Consider the following 17,211-nt stretch of genomic DNA (forward strand, 5'->3'; position numbering starts at 1 on the left):
CTAGAAAGACGCTTGCTGCAATTGCTCTTTCGTTAACAGAAAGACGCCGTCACCACCGCGTTCAAACTCCAGCCATTGAAACTCAACGTCCGGATAGGCTTCTTGCAGTGCAGGCCAACTGTTGCCGACCTCAACCACCAGAACCCCCTGCTCCGATAAATAATCGTTCGCCTGTCGCAGAATCTTTCGGGTCAAGTCCAGACCATCAATCCCACTGCTTAACCCCAGTTCAGGCTCTTTACGAAACTCTTCCGGGATATCCGCCATATCTTCTGCATCTACATACGGCGGATTGGATACAATAATGTCAAACGGCTGCTGAGGAATACTGTCAAAACAATCGCTCTGTAATAATCCCATTTGTTCCTGCAATCCATGTTGCTCAATATTAAATTCGGCAACTTCAAGGGCATCGGTTGAAATATCACTGGCTGCCACAAAGGCCTCTTCAAAATAGGTTGCGCAAGCAATGGCAATACAGCCGCTGCCCGTGCATAAATCCAGAATCGAATGTACCTGAGCAGGATCAATAAACGGCGCAAACTGATTTTCGATCAGTTCGGCAATGGGCGAACGGGGAACCAATACTCGCTCATCCACATAAAAGGGTAACTGACAAAAATAGGCCTGATTGGTCAAATACGCCAGAGGGATTCTATCGTTGATCCTTGCTTGTAAGCGTTCCGTAATCAGCTGTTTTTCAACCTCCGTCAGACGGGCATGATAGAGTTGATCGGGCAAATCAAACGGTAAATGCAAAGATTGCAGCACCAGCGCCACTGACTCATCCCAGGGATTATCGGTACCATGGCCTAAGAATACATCGGACTGCTGCAATTGGCTGGTGCACCAGCGAAGCCAGTCCGTAATAGTCTGTAACTGGGATCTGGCGTCGGCACAGGTTGTATTCTCTAACATTATTTAATGTCCTGTTTCATGTCGCTGTTTAGAGAGCCGTCATGACTTGCGGCAATTGAGTCAGGCTTTTTCTCATTGGTAATGTTCTGAGGCAAATCACTCACAATTTCAGGCTCCAGTAGTGATTGCATCTGATCTCGAACAGCATCCGATAAGGCTTTTCGGGACTCAATAGTATACTCGCTGGCATCAATCGCATTACCAACTCGAAACTCAATGGTCTGGTTAAAATTCATCCGAAAACGTTTGGCTGGCAATACCCGATGAATGTCCTTAATGGCAACCGGAATGATCAAAGCCTGGGTTTGTATCGCCAGATGCATGCCGCCTTTTTTAAAGGGTAATAGTTGACCATCCGCAGAACGGGTTCCTTCGGGAGCAACCCAGAGCATGATGCCATCTTCCATTTTTGCTTTAGCCAGTAACAAATCCTGCCGGGCCTGTTCTTTATTTTGCCGGTTAATTGAAATAAATTCGCTTAATCGCATTGCCCGACCAAATAGCGGGATTTGAAATAACTCTTTTTTCGCCAGCATCCGCAAACTACCAGGGATCGCAAGAAAACTGACCGGAATATCATAGGCACTGGAATGACTGCACATAACGATGCAGGGGCGGCTTTCATCACGCTCAAAGTTGCCTTTAACCACCACCTTCAGGTTGATAAGGGAAATCAGTCGGCTCGACCACTGACGGATCACCCGATCGATGGTCGGTCTGGGGTTTGATGAGCTCATCACAACAACAATGGCTTTAAAACTGTAATAAAACGTAATTGCCCATGAACTAATTGTAATCAGTAAGGTTCGAATCAACCCGGCCCGTTGGCCTCGGCTTTTGCTCAAAGAAAGGTTTGAATGTTCCAAAGTGGTGGATCTCAACTCACAAATAAGGTCGCGATTTTACAATCAATCCAGTTAGATTGCCACGCGACAAATAGCTCAAACACCAAGGTGCTAATGATCAGGCGAATAAATGGCTGCCAGTTGCCAATCCCCGTCATCCGCTTTAATGCATTTGACGATTTGAGCTGTTTGATAACCAGCCACTCTTTCATCGCCGGTTAATTGCTTGGTTAATCGCCCGACCAGTGGCATATGGCTCACTAACATTAACTGTTTCGACTCAGTCGCGTTAATCAGTTCAACTAACATATCTGGGTCACTGTCGGGCGTTAATAATGGCTCTTCTATGGCGTGGATCGGCTTTTGCTGTAAATGCTCAGTCAATTGTTCACAGGTCTGTTGAGCGCGAACAAATGGGCTGAACCAGATATCAAGCGGAAACTCCAAATCAAGCTTTTTCGCCACTGAAGCAACCTGCTCAGTGCCAGACTGACTTAATTGACGTTCTCTATCACTTGGTGCATCCCATTCAGCATTACCATGACGCATGATCCACAGGCTTCTCATATTAGAGCTCCTTTAAAAAGTCTCTGACTAATATTTGCCCTTCGGTTGATAAACGAGGACCGAATTCCTTAACCAGCCGCGCAGAAGCAAAGCTGGCTAATTGACCGGCTTTTTCAAAACTTAAGCCGTGGGTAATTCCAAATAAAAAGGCTCCGGCAAACAAATCACCCGCACCATTGGTGTCAACGGCATCAACCTTATGGGCGGCAACTTCTATTTTGCTCTCACCATCCCAGATAACAGCCCCTTTGGCGCCATTGGTTATTGCAAATGTTTTTGCGTGATTTTTAAGCGCTTCGAAGGCATCTTCCAGAGATTCTTGTTCGGTGAACATTAAAGCTTCATCGTGATTACAGAACAAAAGATCGATATTGTCACCCAACATTTCTTTTAAGCCATGATGAAAGAACTTCACCATATTGGGATCGGACAAGGATAAGGCAGTTTTGACCTGATTATTTTCGGCAAACTGACGAGTGGCAATGGCTGCCTCTCTGGCCGAATCCGTGCTGACAAGATAACCTTCTATGTACAACCATTCCGAGTCGGCTAATGCCTGTTCATCAACCTGTTGATAACCCAGTTCGCCGGTTATGCCTAAGTGCGTATTCATGGTTCTGTCTGCATCAGGTGTCACCATTACCAGACATTTACCCGTAACGCCTGATTCCAGCGTCATATTATTCAAATTTGAAACCACACCTTCCTGCTCAAGATCCTGAGCATAAAACCGGCCGGTTTCATCATCAGCAATTTTGCAACTGTAATAACAATGCGCACCCAGTTTTGCAGCACCAATGACTGTATTAGCCGCCGAGCCACCACAGGCACGGTTATGGTGCTGACCGGGCAAAGCATCGAGCAAATAAGCCTGACGTTGTTCATCCACAAGTGTCATGACACCCTTTTCTATCGCCAGATTTTGCAGCTCTTCATCGGTAACTTCTATTTCAATATCAACCAATGCGTTGCCAATACCATAAATGTGATATTTCTTCATGCTTATGTGCCTTGTTATTCCGCCAATGTGTTAAAATCTGGCCTATATTTTTAAAACTTAACGCGCATTAAACAGGCTGAGCCTAATAATTTCAAGCTATGACGACTTTATTTGTTGAACAACTGACCGTAATTGATTTTTCATACTTTGATCCTGATCGAGGAATTGTTGGTGAAAGCTGGATACTCGATGTCGAACTGGATGGCTCTCTTGATGATAATGGAATGGTATTTGACTTTACCCATGTAAAAAAACAAATCAAACAGTATGTTGATCAACTGATCGATCATAAGTTTGTTGTTGCCAATCATTATAAAAACCTTAAAACACAACTGGAATCGGATCAGTTAACCTTGGAGTTACACACCAACAACAAGGATTATTATTGTCACAAATCACCTGTACAAGCCGTCACCTTTGTACCGGCCGAAACTATTTCAATCGAAACGGTATTACCCTTTTTACAAGACAGCATTAAATCCATTTTACCCGCCAATGTTCACGACCTTAGAATTCGTTTAAAAGAAGAGTCTATCGAAGGCGCTTTTTATCATTACTCTCATGGACTTAAAAAACATTTTGGCGATTGCCAACGGATCGCTCATGGTCATCGTTCAAAAATTATTGTTCATCGTAATAATAAACGTGATGAAAGTCTCGAGCAAAAAATAGCCGAAGAGTGGCGAGATATTTATCTTATTACCGAAGGTGATATAACCTCACGGCAAAATCTAAATGAAAAGCCCTATGTAACCTTAGGCTATTTAGCCAATCAGGGAAGCTTTGAGTTAACATTACCAGAAGACGTTTGTGATACGCTGGAAACAGATTCAACCGTCGAACTTATTGCTGAGCATCTCGCCCAAAAGCTCAAACAGGAAAATCCAACGGATACCTTTTCTGTTCGAGCATTTGAAGGTGTTAAAAAAGGCGCTATTGCAAAAGCCTAGAGCGTGTTTATCTTTCATTATTTGAGATGCAGGTGGTTATTTTATGGCACAACAAGGTAGAGGGAGTGGTGAATAGTTATTCTCCACTTTGTCTCCTGAGTCGTTCTACCTCCTACGTCCTGTAATCGTATTTGAATGACCGATAACGCAGTTGTGCCATAAAATAACCCCTGCCCGAAGGGTTGAGGCTAAAATTAAGCCACTCTTTGTTGAGAATTTCTTATTTAGAATAACTAAACCTTAAAATTCACGCCTCGATTGGCTTAATTTTAACTCTCAACATCTCAAAGAATGAAAGATAAACACGCTCTAAATATCAAACTCACTCCAAATTGGACAATGATCAGATGGTTTTTCCATTGCCCGAATATCATAATCTATTTCGGAAGCTATACATTTATCGTACAAGCCTTTGGTCGCAACAATTAAATCAATTCTTAACCCTCGTCTTGGATCATCATCAAATCCTCGGCTACGATAATCAAACCAGCTATAACGATCGGAAACATCAGCATGATGTTTTCGGAAAGTGTCATAAAAACCCTTCGACAATAAAGAGTTCAGCCACTCTCTTTCTTCAGGTAAAAAGCTGCACTTTCCGGTTCTTAACCAACGCTTTCGATTGGCATCACCAATACCTATGTCAATATCCTGATGCGAAATATTGAAATCACCAAGTATTACAAATTCATCGCAATCAAGTTCACCCACCATGGCATTCAAATCTTTATAATACTTTTCCTTCGCTGGAAACTTTGTTTCATGGGCTCGATTTTCACCTTGTGGGAAATACCCATTAAACACGCCAATGGTTTTTCCATTGACCTCATAAAAAGTAGTAATAGCGCGACGTTGAGCATCAGTCCCGTCGGCTTTAAACCCTTTAAGGACATTAACCGGTTTTTGTCGAGAAAAAGTTGCCACACCGTAATGACCTTTCTGACCATGAAAATCCACGTGATAACCAAGGTTTGAAACTGCATCAAGTGGAAAATCCTCATCGGATACTTTGGTTTCCTGTAAACAAATAACATCCGGATCGAGTCGTTCTATAACGGCTTCAAGCTGGTGAATACGTGCTCTTAAACTGTTTATATTAAAAGATACCAGTTTCAAAATTGTTCCTCTTCTTTCTCTGTATAAATACTTAATTGATAGTCAAGTTAATTAAAGCCATTTTTTAACTAAAGCCACTTTACTTGAGCTGACTCAAGAGAATCCGACGCGATCAATTGACAGGTATTCTTTTCTGCCGGGGGCAACTTAACATTATGTACCATAAGTTCATCTCGCCGAAACGCATGAATGGTGATTTCATCGGCAACCTTATATTGACTGATACATGACTCTATTGAAGCTGCGTCAACTTTAATACCATCAATCGCGATAACAATATCGCCAGTGGACAGCCCTGCCAAATGCGCGGTACCACCATGATACACACTGACAAGCTCTGCACCCAGTGGATTAGACTTAACAGTGGCCGCAAGATTAACATCTGAGCCAGGCTCTTTGGCCGTCATGTTTTTATAACTGCTGGTTGTGTACCACTCAAGGTTTACACCTGCCAGATTCAAGCAATTGTCTAATGGCAACTCTTTGGTTGAATAGACAGCATCATTAAAAAATTCTTTCAGATCTAACCCAAACTCGTCAGTGATAATCTGCTCAAGCGCCTGCTCTTTTAGGCCAATTTGTTTTACCCCATAATTATTCCACAGATATTGCATAACATGATCCAGACAATGTTTATTGTTGGATGCTTGACGAATTAATATATCCAGACAAAGGGCTATCAACTTACCTTTGGCATAATAACTGACAATGGCATTTGGGGCGTTTTGATCCTGCTTATAAAACCTTGTCCAGGCATCAAAACTTGATTCTGCAGCCGACTGCAATAAACGTCCACTTCCACGATGAACACGAGTGACTATTTCAGACACTAACTGTAAGTATTGCTTTTGATCAATAACACCCGACATATAGGCAACTCGATCTTCATAGTAAGAGGTAAAACCTTCAAAAATCCAGAGCTGCTGAGTATAGGACTCACTTTGCAAACCATAAGGCATAAATGCTTCTGGCTTTATCTGCTTGATGTTCCAGGTGTGAAAGTATTCATGACTGCACAGGGTTAAGAAGCCAATATAATCATCTGTCATTTTTGTCATATTGGCCGTTGGTAAATCTTGACGACTGCAATGCAAAGCAGTTGAACTGCGATGTTCCAGTCCGCCATACCCATTACCCAGCACAGTGACTAAAAAAACATACTTTTTAACACAGCCCGGTAACTCACCGAACAAGTTAATTTGCCACTCACAGATCTTTTTCAAATCCGCCGCCAGTCTATCTAAATCGGCGTTATGTTTACCATACAAAGCAACCTGATGAGGCACACCTTTTACGTCAAATTCACAAGTTGTTAACTCTGCAATTTCAACAGGGTGGTCAATTAATGTTGAATAATCTTCACAGCAATAATAACCCCATAAATTATCATCAATAGGGTTAACTTTGGAATCAGAGTACTCTGGCATGGATGTGGCTATTGACCATTTTTTTGCGTATTCAAACGCAGGTCGATAAATCATTAGCGCACAAGGACTGTCCGATAACTCAACAGGCTCAAGAAACAAACTGGTACCATTAAAAAATGTGTGAGTTTGATCAAGATGAGCACCTCGCACTGACAAGTCCCAGGCATAAACCAATATATCGACAGAAATCAAACCCGGTGTATTTAATACTTGCCACTTAGACTTGGATAGTTTTTTTATTTCAAGATCGGAACCACTGCTATCCTTTGCAGATATAGATACGATATTTCTGGCAAAATCACGGATCATATAACTACCAGGGATCCAGTCGGGCAATTGCAACAACTGATATTTTTTTGCGTCCGATAACGTTAAACGGACTCTAAATATATGAGCCGCAGCATCTTCAATCCACACCTGATAACACACAGGAAATTCTGTAACCAATTTTTTATTTGTCATAAATCTCTATCTATAAAATCTTATTGAGTAATGTAGTTTCAATCCACTTTAAATCGATTGTTTTTCAATAACTCTTTAAACTTGGACAGCTCACAAGGTCGACTAAAATAGTAACCCTGTGCATAATCACAGTCATGTGAACGCAGATAATTCAATTGAGTTTCAGTTTCTACACCTTCCGCAACAACCTTCATCCCAAGGCTTTTAGCTAAAGCCATAATGGCATTAACTACTTTTTCTTCCGTAGAGGTATCAACAATATCGGATATAAATTCTTTATCAATTTTTAGCTCATCAATATAAAACCTTTTTAAATAACTTAGCGATGAATACCCTGTGCCGAAGTCATCTACCGAAATGGTTAAACCAATCTCTTTTAATTGCTTTATGACTTCTGATGTCTGGCTTGCATTAGTCATCAACAAACTTTCTGTAATTTCAATTTTAAGTTGTGACGGTACAATCTTATACCGTTCCAAACATTCTCGAATGCTACTCACAAAGCCTTCATGCATTAACTGGCGAACTGATACATTAACTGCAATAGTAATATTGGCATTGTTAAAACCATTTAACTCCTTACAAACGGTTTCTATTACAAAGCGACCAATTTCAATAATATAACCAGTCTCTTCAGCCAAAGGTATAAAATCACTTGGGTAGACTTCACCAAGTGAAGCATTATGCCAACGAATTAAAGCTTCTGCAGATACGATGGACTGAGTTTGAACATCAACAATAGGTTGGAAAAGCACTACAAATTCATCATTTTTAACAGCGTCTCTTAAGTATTGCTCAATATTCAGTCGGTGAATTAAGTTGCTGTGCATTTCATCCTGATAAAAATAATATGCGCCTTTTCCCTGATTTTTTGCATAATACATAGCTGTGTCAGAGTATTTCATAAGTGACTCAGGCTCATCTGAGTCTTTAGGAAACTGACTGATACCAATACTGCAACTGATAACCACTTGAGTTTGTCCGAGATCAATCGGTTGTTCTAACAGTTCCAATATTTTATCCGCAACAACCGATAACTGTTGTTCAGACTCATATTCTTCAATTATCAATAAAAACTCATCGCCACTGAGTCGGGCCAGTGTATCTTCACTGCGAATACAGGCACTAATAATTTCTGCGGCTTTCTTTAATAAATGGTCCCCCACCTGGTGTCCAAACGAATCATTTACTTTTTTAAAACCGTCCAAATCGATAAACATAACGGCTATCTTATGAACATGCCGACGTGCTAAAGCTATAGCGTGTTGTAATCTGTCTGAAAATAAATTTCTATTAGGTAAGCCCGTTAAAGAGTCGTAACGCGCCAGGTAGCTTAACTTTTCTTCAGCCATCCGTTTTTCAGTGATATTGGAAAATATCAACACACTTAAATGTTCTTCCAGCTCATCATCATCAATATGAAAGGCTTCCAGCGAGCAGAGTATATTCTTGCGCTTTCGGTTACACATCCAGAACTCACCAAACCAGGTGCCTTTGCTTTCAATATCGCGCCACAGTTTCCTGTAGAATTCACTCGAATGTTTATCGGATCGCAAGCTGTCTAAATTACTTTGCTTTACATCTTCAAGACTGTAGCCGGTAATTCGACAAAAAGCAGGGTTAACAAAGGTGACTTCACGATCTTTATCCAATACAACGACAGCTTCCGTCATGCTTCGGATAATTTCGTTAGACAACACACTTTCTAACTGTGCACGTTTTAAATGAGTAATATCAGTATAGGTGCCTGTAGCACGAATAATTTCACCCGATTTATCATACTCTATGACTTTCCCTTTATCGTGGATCCACCGCCATCGACCTGAGTCCGACATAACACGATACTGCACATCAAACTCATCCTTGTCCTTTAAAAAACGTTTTCGCTCTTGCTGCACACTCACTTTATCTTTCTCATGAACAATATTATCAATAAAATCGAAACGAGATGAGTCAGTAGTGTCATTAAATAAATGCTTAACATTAAAACGAAATACTTTATCTTGTGCTTTTATCCAATCCCACAAGCCTTGTTCACTTGCGGTTAAAGCCATCTTTAGCCGATCTTCACTGGACTTTACTCGCTCAAAGGTAAGCTTTCTTAATCGCCTGCGACGCACTTCCTGATAAACAATGATCGACAGAAAAACGATAACTATTAATGCATATATAAGTTTTGCCCATAGAGTCTGATAAACACTTGGAATGATAATTAACTCAAGTTGATTTTTAGCTGCCTGCCAATCACCACCATCCACTTTTGCTTGCAATTCAAATGAGTAACTATCAGGCTCAAGACCTGCAAGAACCACATCATCAGAACCACTGATATGAACCCAGGGCTGTTCATTTAATTTATAGCGAAATACCGTATTTACATTAGGACTTAAGTGACTACTACTGAAACTTAAGTTAATGACATTTTCATCGTTATGAAAATATTGTTTACCTTCAGGAAAATAAATGGTTTTAGAGAAATTTTCACCAAATCCCAACCTCGTAATCCAGACAGGTTTACGAATAGAATCACTACTACCCATTTCCGATAGCCAGGTTATTCCTCTGACGCCACCAAAATACAAAGCATCTTTTGACTGAAACTTCGAAGCACCATTAAACTCCAATTGGCCAAGGCTATTCACGTTATCGTAATTGATAATGGTGTTTTCATTACGATCCAGCACGCTAAGTCCACGATTAGTTGATAACCAGAAATAACGATTGGCTAATAAACTTACAGAATAAATCGTATTATCAGATAGCCCATCTTTTTTAGTATAAAACCTTATATCGTCAAGGTTTAAATTTTTCACTTTTAACTGAGCCAGACCTGAATGAGTACCAATAAAAAACTCATCGTCATTCACCGGAATTATGTCTCGGATAATTGTGTTATCCATAAGTTTATTAAAATCACTTAATATAAGCTGCTTATCATTAACTTGAAGCTGTGTCAGCCATAAGGATTTAAGCGTTCCAATCCATAACCTTTGATGTTTATCAACCAATACCTTAATTAACATAGTGGGCTGTAGAGTTAAGGTACTTGATTGTCCATTTACCTTTTGCTCACTTACTTTTTGTGAACTTTCATTTTCAGACGACTCACCACTTAGATAAAGTTGTTGTTCAATTTGTTCTGTAAGGCTATTTAAAACCAACAAGCCTTGAGAGTTGGTAGCAATGATTAGATAGTGCTTAAACGTAGAAAGCGAGCGGATAAAAACATTATTCTTTTTTAACCCATGATTCTCTTCTAAACTATTATTCTCTTCTAATCTACTATTGTTTAAATCCGATAACGTTAAATTTACTTTGCTGACCGTTGACTTTGACTTGTCGTATAAATACAAACCATCTCTTGCACCTATCCAGATACTGTTTTCATCTTTATTTTCAAAGGCCATAATGCCCGACATAGGTACAGTCGCAAGACGCTTCTTACTTCGTTTATCCAGTTTAACTAAGCCATCGTTAGCACCAACGATTAGGTTATTGCTATCTTCAATAATCGCTCTTATATTATTAAACCCAGCTTGTTCCGGTGCTTCTGGTTGGTGAAAACCGAATAATTGACCCAGCATATCGAAGGATAAAATACCCTCGGAAAATGTCCCAACCCATAACAAGCTATCACTGCTTATATACAGCCGTTTAATTCGATTATCTGAAAGTGTTGAATTGTTATTGTTGTAGTGATTCATCACGCTATTGGTTAAATCAAGGGTAAAGATTCCTTCACCATTGGTTGATAGCCACAAACGATTTTTTGAATCCAGAGTAATGTCTGTTATTACCTCTTTATCAAAATCGGGAATTGCCATGATGGATTCCCAAACTTGATTTGGGTTTAAGCGAATGATCTGCTCATCAGCAACAAAATAATGTTCACCATTTCTTATGACACCTTTTATTAGCTTTCCGGAATATTTTGCTGGAACCAGTTCTTTTGTATTATCGGTGGCTGAAAAGATTATCGACTGATCTATGATATAACTGGATGAGACGTTGTCCGTCTGACTGGAAACGTTTTTTATTTTCTGAATGGATGAACTGTCAAACAATACCTGGTAGCGATTATCAACAACAGAATATCGCCCTATTTCCTGACTGGTCACTATATAAAGCGCTTGCTGCTCCGACAGATATTCGATATCCCGTATAAACCCATTGGCTTCAAGCTCTTCGTAACTCACCACCTGCTTAAAGCTCATGGTCTGCCGCTCAAGCACACTCACACCGTTTAGCGTAGCAACCCAAACTTCACCTTCTGGCGAAGAACTGATGCTAACCACAAAACTGTCGAACAGTCCATTTGGTGCATCAATACTATGTTGGAACAAGGTCAAGTGGTCACCATCGTATAGATGCAGACCACTTTGGGTGCCTATCCACAAAAATCCATAAGCATCTTCATGGATGGCTTCAATACTGTTTTGATTAAGTTGTTCGGCTGACTTTATTGGGTTCAGCAGCAATCGCTCGGGCAAACTAGCGCTTGCTGAGATAAAAGCAAAAACCACAATAATAAGAGCGAAGAGTCGATGCAAAATAATTAGTTTTGTTATTTATTTCAATTATTTAGAGTATAGTCAAAATTAGACGTCTGTTCATCGTAATTTAAACCGACTATTACATCCTATCGTAAGCCGCCGATAAGATATACCGCAGCCTTTTGTATTACTGATTTCAACGCAAAGGCGAGTTTATCTGGGACTTAATACTTGAAACCAAGATTAGAATGAGAAATAAAAAATCTGCGACTCATAAGCCACTGTTAAACACGGACAAAGTTAACCCGAATAAACGTATCAAGCTATTGAGTCTGAATAGAGAGAATATATTAAGAATGGTGCCCGGGGCCGGAGTCGAACCGGCACGGTGTTGCCACCGAGGGATTTTAAGTCCCTTGCGTCTACCAATTTCGCCACCCGGGCATTACTGCGATGCTTACAGAAAAGCATATAAAAATAAATGGAGGCTGGGGTCGGAATCGAACCGGCGTACACGGAGTTGCAGTCCGCTGCATGACCACTCTGCCACCCAGCCCTAATTCAGGGTTCGACTATCTGACTAACAGCCCTGAGTCAAAAAAACCTCGAAACTCATGAAGTCCGAGGTTTAATCTTAATGATAACGAAAACTGTTCGTTATCATTTAAAGCCTTGATTTGAAACAACTATCCGAATCAATGCTATTAACAATCTGGAGCGGGAAACGAGACTCGAACTCGCGACCCCAACCTTGGCAAGGTTGTGCTCTACCAACTGAGCTATTCCCGCGTCGTTAAGTGCGGTGCATTTTACAGTGTGAAATAAATCTGTCAAGCACCAATTTTATTTTTTTCTTTGATTCCCTTTTGCGTCTATTTTTTGTTCAAAAACAAGCTGTTACGTGGAATCAGAGAAACCGGAATTATCCTTATAATTCTTTCGATGTCAAGTAGGGCCAAGCCGCTTTTATGTAGATATACATGGACCATAATGTTAACGCTACCGAGACATACAACGAGAAATACCCCAGTATTACAAACAACGGATAACCAAATACATCGACTAACGAGGGTTGAGCGCCACCAAGAATTAAAAAGAATATAGCACCCAGTTGCCATAGCGTTTTTACTTTACCAATAAATGACACTTTCACATTAGCACTTTTACCGTACTCAGCCATCCATTCCCGCAAGGCTGTTATGGTAATTTCACGACCAATAATAACCAACGCAGGTACAGCAACCCAGGGTGTCTCATAAAGCTCAACGATAAGCACAATGGAAATAACCACCATTAACTTATCCGCCACCGGATCAAGAAACGCACCCAGTGGCGAAGTCATATTAAAACGCCGTGCTATATAGCCATCAAACCAGTCGGTCCATCCTGCAACCGCAAAAATGATGGCTGCGCCCTTATAGTTCCACTCAACTGGCAAATAGAAAACCAGTACAAACACCGGGATCATTAAAATACGGAACGAGGTCAGGATATTAGGAATATTCATTAATTGATCAGTTTTCTTTGTATTTTGTTAGAGTATAGAGAGATGCCAAAGCTTACAAAGCATGTCACTGATGCTTCTTGATGGCGATCACATTTGGCGGACAAATTGTTATAAGCATGATATTAAAATCCTGTTGCTTAAACTGCCCTCAGTTTTCATGCAGGTAATTATAAATCTTTTCAGCCAGATGTGTATTAATTCCATCAACCTTTTTTATATCTGCCAGTGCTGCGGCTTCAATGTTTTGCAAACCACCAAAATGCTTTAACAAGGCCTGGCGCTTTTTAGGCCCAACACCGGGGATTTCTTCAAGCCAGGATTTAGTACGCGCTTTACCCCGCCGGCCACGATGACCTGCTATTGCAAATCGATGAGCTTCATCTCTAATGTGCTGGATCAAATGTAGCGCCATGGAATGTTCAGGCAAAACCTGAGCAACGCTTTCCCCCGGCCAAAAGATTTGTTCCATACCCAGCTTGCGCTCCACACCTTTGGCAACCCCAATACAAACAATCTCTTTAAGGCCTAGCTCATCCAGTGCTCGTTGAGCAGACTTTAGCTGCCCTTTTCCGCCATCGATTAATACCAGTTGCGGCAATAACTTTTCTTCTTTTAATAATCGTGCGTAACGGCGAGATACCGCTTGCTCTATCGCCGCATAATCATCACCTGGGGTTATCTTGGTAATATTAAACCGACGATACAGGCTGGTCTCTGGCGTACCCTCTTTAAATACCACACAGGAAGCCACGGTTCCCTCTCCCATGGTGTGGCTAATGTCAAAACATTCCATATGAGCAGGTCGTTGCTTTAACTTTAACGACTTTTGCAGTTCCAGTAACTTCTGGCTTTGCGCTGATTTCTGACTCAACCGGCTACTTAACGCCTGCTGACAATTGGACTCCGCAAGCTTTAACCAGTCGGCACGATTGGTACGTACCTTATGGGTGACTCTTATCCGTCGATCGGCCACTTCGTTTATGGCTGCACTTAACAATTCGATATCGCTGTCGGGATGACCAACAATAACTTCTCTGGGAATTTCACGATTAGCCAGATAAAACTGAACAATAAAGGATTCCACTAACTCACTTTCTGAATTAATGCTGCTGAATTTTGGAAAAAACTGTTTGCTTCCCAGTACTTTCCCCTGTCGTATAAACACCACCACCACACAGGCAATACCGGCTTTAACCGCAAAAGAAAAAATATCCACATCCGCATTGGCACCAGAAATCACCTGTTTCTCGACCACTTTGCGCATATTTATGATTTGATCGCGAAATTCTGCCGCCTGCTCAAACTCAAGTTGCTCCGAGGCGAGTTCCATTCGTTGTTGCAATTGCTGCATTACCTGTTCGCTTTTGCCCTGATAGAACAAACGTGTCAGCTCCACATCCTTATCGTAGTCTTGCTTCGATATATAACCAACACAAGGCGCCGTGCAGCGCTTAATCTGATATTGCAAGCAGGGCCTTGAACGATTTTTAAACACCGAATCTTCACATTGACGAACTTTAAACAGTTTTTGCAATAAGGATAAACTTTGTCGAATAGCCCCCGAGCTGGGAAATGGACCAAAATACTCGCCCTTCTCTTTTTTTGCCCCTCGATGATAGGCAAGCCTTGGGTAATCTCCGCCGGATAGAAAAATATAGGGATAAGTTTTATCGTCCCGAAATAGCACATTGTATCGGGGCCGAAGCTGTTTAATATAATTATTTTCCAGTAACAGGGCTTCGGTTTCAGTATTGGTCACCGTAAATTCAATACTGCATACTTGCTTCACCATCACCTGAGTTTTGATCGACAGATCAGATTTATTAAAGTAACTGGTGACGCGTTTTTTCAGATTCTTCGCTTTGCCAACGTAAATGACCTGCTCATCAGAATCCAGCATTCGATAAACCCCTGGCAAAGGCGTTAACTGCTTAAGGAAAGATTCTATGTCAAAGGCAGGATCGTTACTGGATGTCATAAGATAAGAGAGTATTTAAAGAAGGCAATTTGAGAGTAAATACTAAAAAGCCATTTTAGTCGCAACATGTCTTTTCTTTAAAGACAGATGCTCAACCGACATTCAATCAAGCATCAATCAAAATAAAGAAAATCCATTATTTCATATTTTCGGCACTGATAAGGCCATGTCGGATCGCCAGATGGGTCAACTCAACATCATTATCCACGGATAACTTTTCAAACAATCGATAACGGTAACTGTTGACTGTTTTAGGGCTTAAGCAAAGCTTATCGGAAATTTGCTGCACCTTTTGTCCCTGGGTAATCATCATCATTACCTGCATTTCCCGCTCCGAAAGAATATCAAACGGATCTTCGTCGTTATCATCGAACCGTTTTAAGGCCATCTGTTGGGCAATTTCAGGGGTTAAATAACGCTTTCCACGAGAAACCTGACGAATGGCAATAACCATTTCTTCTATATCTGCGCCTTTGGTGAGATAGCCTGCAGCACCCGCCTGCATAAAACGTGAAGGATACGGCTCATCAGCATGCACACTCACCACAACAATTTTAACATCCGGATCATATCGAATTAGACGTCGGGTGGCTTCGAGTCCACCTATGCCCGGCATATTGGCATCCATTAAAATCACATTAGGGTTTAACTCACGAGACTTAGAGATAGCATCTTCACCATTGGCGGCTTCACCTACCACAGAAATCCCTTGAATATCCCCTAACAAACGGGTTATCCCTGTTCGGACCAGATCATGATCGTCAACAATCAGTACCTTGATCAACTCTCCACCTCATTCTTATTAATTATGCTTGAGTTAAAATCCTTCTGACACTTCTTACCTGCCTGTACCGTAGAAAACATCTATTTAAACAAAATGCCTACTGTAAAAACCGGTTTCGCCAGTATCGTTGGTAAAATAAGCTTACCACTTTCATCCCATAAGGCAATCAATAAAAGTCAGATATTAGTGCTGCGTCAAACTAAAAATATCCTATATATCAATAGTCTGAATAATATTGCGACAATTTTGCCATACCCGCCAAGCAGCTCCCTGCATTCCGTTTGCATCAGTGCTTTCCTTTAGACATAAAAAAAGCACCTGTCATAGGTGCTTTTTTTGAAATTAGTGGCGGAGGGATAGGGATTACTCCGCGCATCCTGCGCTACGCCCTGCGGGCCATCGTCGTGCCTCCGATGTTCAAAATTGTTCCCGACAATTTTGTCGAACCGGCCAGGCTTCTCACCCCTATCTATTACGCCTGTGCTTTCCTTCAGACATAAAAAAAGCACCAGTCATAGGTGCTTTCTTGAAATTAGTGGCGGAGGGATAGGGATTACTCCGCGCATCCTGCGCTACGCCCTGCGGGCCATCGTCGTGCCTCCGATGTTCAAAATTGTTCCTGACAATTTTGTCGAACCGGCTAGGCTTCTCACCCCTATCCATAACGTCTGTGCTTTCCTTCAGGCATAAAAAAAGCACCTGTCGTAGGTGCTTTCTTAAAATTAGTGGCGGAGGGATAGGGATTACTCCGCGCATCCTGCGCTACGCCCTGCGGGCCATCGTCGTGCCTCCGATGTTCAAAATTGTTCCTGACAATTTTGTCGAACCGGCTAGGCTTCTCACCCCTATCCATAACGTCTGTGCTTTCCTTCAGGCATAAAAAAAGCACCTGTCGTAGGTGCTTTCTTAAAATTAGTGGCGGAGGGATAGGGATTCGAACCCTAGATGGGCTATTAACCCATGCCGGTTTTCAAGACCGGTGCATTCAACCGCTCTGCCATCCCTCCGCGAGGAAGCGAATAATACTAGAAAAAAGCTCAGAATCAAGTACTTCACTAAAAAAAATTTTAAATAGCTAACAATTGAATAAGCTTTATTCAATCCCAATATTAAAACAATGTGAAACACAATTGTTCTTGTTCGGGAACAATAATTTGATATATT

General features: G+C 41.2%; 11 protein-coding genes and 4 tRNA genes. 1 reads left to right on the plus strand and 14 read right to left on the minus strand.

Annotated elements, in window-relative coordinates:
* From prmB to C8D97_RS04430, 4 genes are all read right to left on the minus strand, one after another.
* Window positions 1–918 carry a 50S ribosomal protein L3 N(5)-glutamine methyltransferase gene (gene prmB / locus C8D97_RS04415; RefSeq protein WP_109762348.1) on the minus strand — a complete coding sequence of 306 codons (918 nt, stop codon included), beginning with the start codon at window positions 916–918 and terminating at the stop codon, window positions 1–3.
* Entirely contained in the window at window positions 918–1,763 is an 846-nt protein-coding gene (locus C8D97_RS04420) for a lysophospholipid acyltransferase family protein (protein WP_109762350.1), read from the minus strand. The genes prmB and C8D97_RS04420 overlap by 1 nt, the downstream gene beginning before the upstream one ends.
* A 111-nt stretch (window positions 1,764–1,874) precedes the next feature.
* Window positions 1,875–2,330 (minus strand): phosphohistidine phosphatase SixA, encoded by a 456-nt coding sequence (gene sixA, locus C8D97_RS04425; protein ID WP_109762352.1) that lies wholly within the window; start codon window positions 2,328–2,330, stop codon window positions 1,875–1,877.
* Between the two features lies 1 nt (window position 2,331).
* Window positions 2,332–3,330 carry an adenosine kinase gene (locus C8D97_RS04430; protein ID WP_109762354.1) on the minus strand — a complete coding sequence of 333 codons (999 nt, stop codon included), beginning with the start codon at window positions 3,328–3,330 and terminating at the stop codon, window positions 2,332–2,334.
* A 98-nt stretch (window positions 3,331–3,428) separates the two neighbouring features.
* On the opposite strand from C8D97_RS04430, the gene C8D97_RS04435 reads away from it, so the two are divergent.
* Complete coding sequence (locus C8D97_RS04435) at window positions 3,429–4,280, plus strand: 6-carboxytetrahydropterin synthase (RefSeq protein WP_109762356.1); 852 nt, start codon at window positions 3,429–3,431, stop codon at window positions 4,278–4,280.
* A 309-nt stretch (window positions 4,281–4,589) separates the two neighbouring features.
* Here C8D97_RS04435 and xthA read toward each other — a convergent pair whose 3' ends face one another.
* The 10 genes from xthA to C8D97_RS04495 form a co-directional block, all read right to left on the minus strand.
* Window positions 4,590–5,396 carry an exodeoxyribonuclease III gene (gene xthA / locus C8D97_RS04440; protein ID WP_109762358.1) on the minus strand — a complete coding sequence of 269 codons (807 nt, stop codon included), beginning with the start codon at window positions 5,394–5,396 and terminating at the stop codon, window positions 4,590–4,592.
* Between the two features lie 68 nt (window positions 5,397–5,464).
* Entirely contained in the window at window positions 5,465–7,285 is a 1,821-nt protein-coding gene (locus tag C8D97_RS04445) for a M61 family metallopeptidase (RefSeq protein WP_109762360.1), read from the minus strand.
* A 38-nt stretch (window positions 7,286–7,323) separates the two neighbouring features.
* Complete coding sequence (locus C8D97_RS04450) at window positions 7,324–11,775, minus strand: EAL domain-containing protein (RefSeq protein WP_109762362.1); 4,452 nt, start codon at window positions 11,773–11,775, stop codon at window positions 7,324–7,326.
* 360 nt (window positions 11,776–12,135) lie between these two features.
* Window positions 12,136–12,222: transfer RNA gene (locus C8D97_RS04455), tRNA-Leu, on the minus strand.
* Between the two features lie 38 nt (window positions 12,223–12,260).
* Window positions 12,261–12,334 (minus strand) — tRNA-Cys (locus C8D97_RS04460).
* Between the two features lie 157 nt (window positions 12,335–12,491).
* Window positions 12,492–12,567, minus strand: a tRNA-Gly gene (locus tag C8D97_RS04465).
* A 139-nt stretch (window positions 12,568–12,706) separates the two neighbouring features.
* Window positions 12,707–13,285 carry a CDP-diacylglycerol--glycerol-3-phosphate 3-phosphatidyltransferase gene (gene pgsA / locus C8D97_RS04470; RefSeq protein WP_109762364.1) on the minus strand — a complete coding sequence of 193 codons (579 nt, stop codon included), beginning with the start codon at window positions 13,283–13,285 and terminating at the stop codon, window positions 12,707–12,709.
* 148 nt (window positions 13,286–13,433) lie between these two features.
* Window positions 13,434–15,263 (minus strand): excinuclease ABC subunit UvrC, encoded by a 1,830-nt coding sequence (uvrC, locus tag C8D97_RS04475; RefSeq protein WP_109762366.1) that lies wholly within the window; start codon window positions 15,261–15,263, stop codon window positions 13,434–13,436.
* A gap of 136 nt (window positions 15,264–15,399) precedes the next feature.
* Window positions 15,400–16,047, minus strand: coding sequence for a UvrY/SirA/GacA family response regulator transcription factor (gene uvrY / locus C8D97_RS04480; protein ID WP_109762368.1), 648 nt, complete (start codon window positions 16,045–16,047; stop codon window positions 15,400–15,402).
* Window positions 16,048–16,963: 916 nt separating this feature from the next.
* Window positions 16,964–17,054, minus strand: a tRNA-Ser gene (locus C8D97_RS04495).
* Between the last annotated feature and the right edge of the window lie 157 nt (window positions 17,055–17,211).

It is taken from the genome of Pleionea mediterranea, assembly GCF_003148745.1.
GTDB lineage: Bacteria > Pseudomonadota > Gammaproteobacteria > Enterobacterales > Kangiellaceae > Pleionea > Pleionea mediterranea.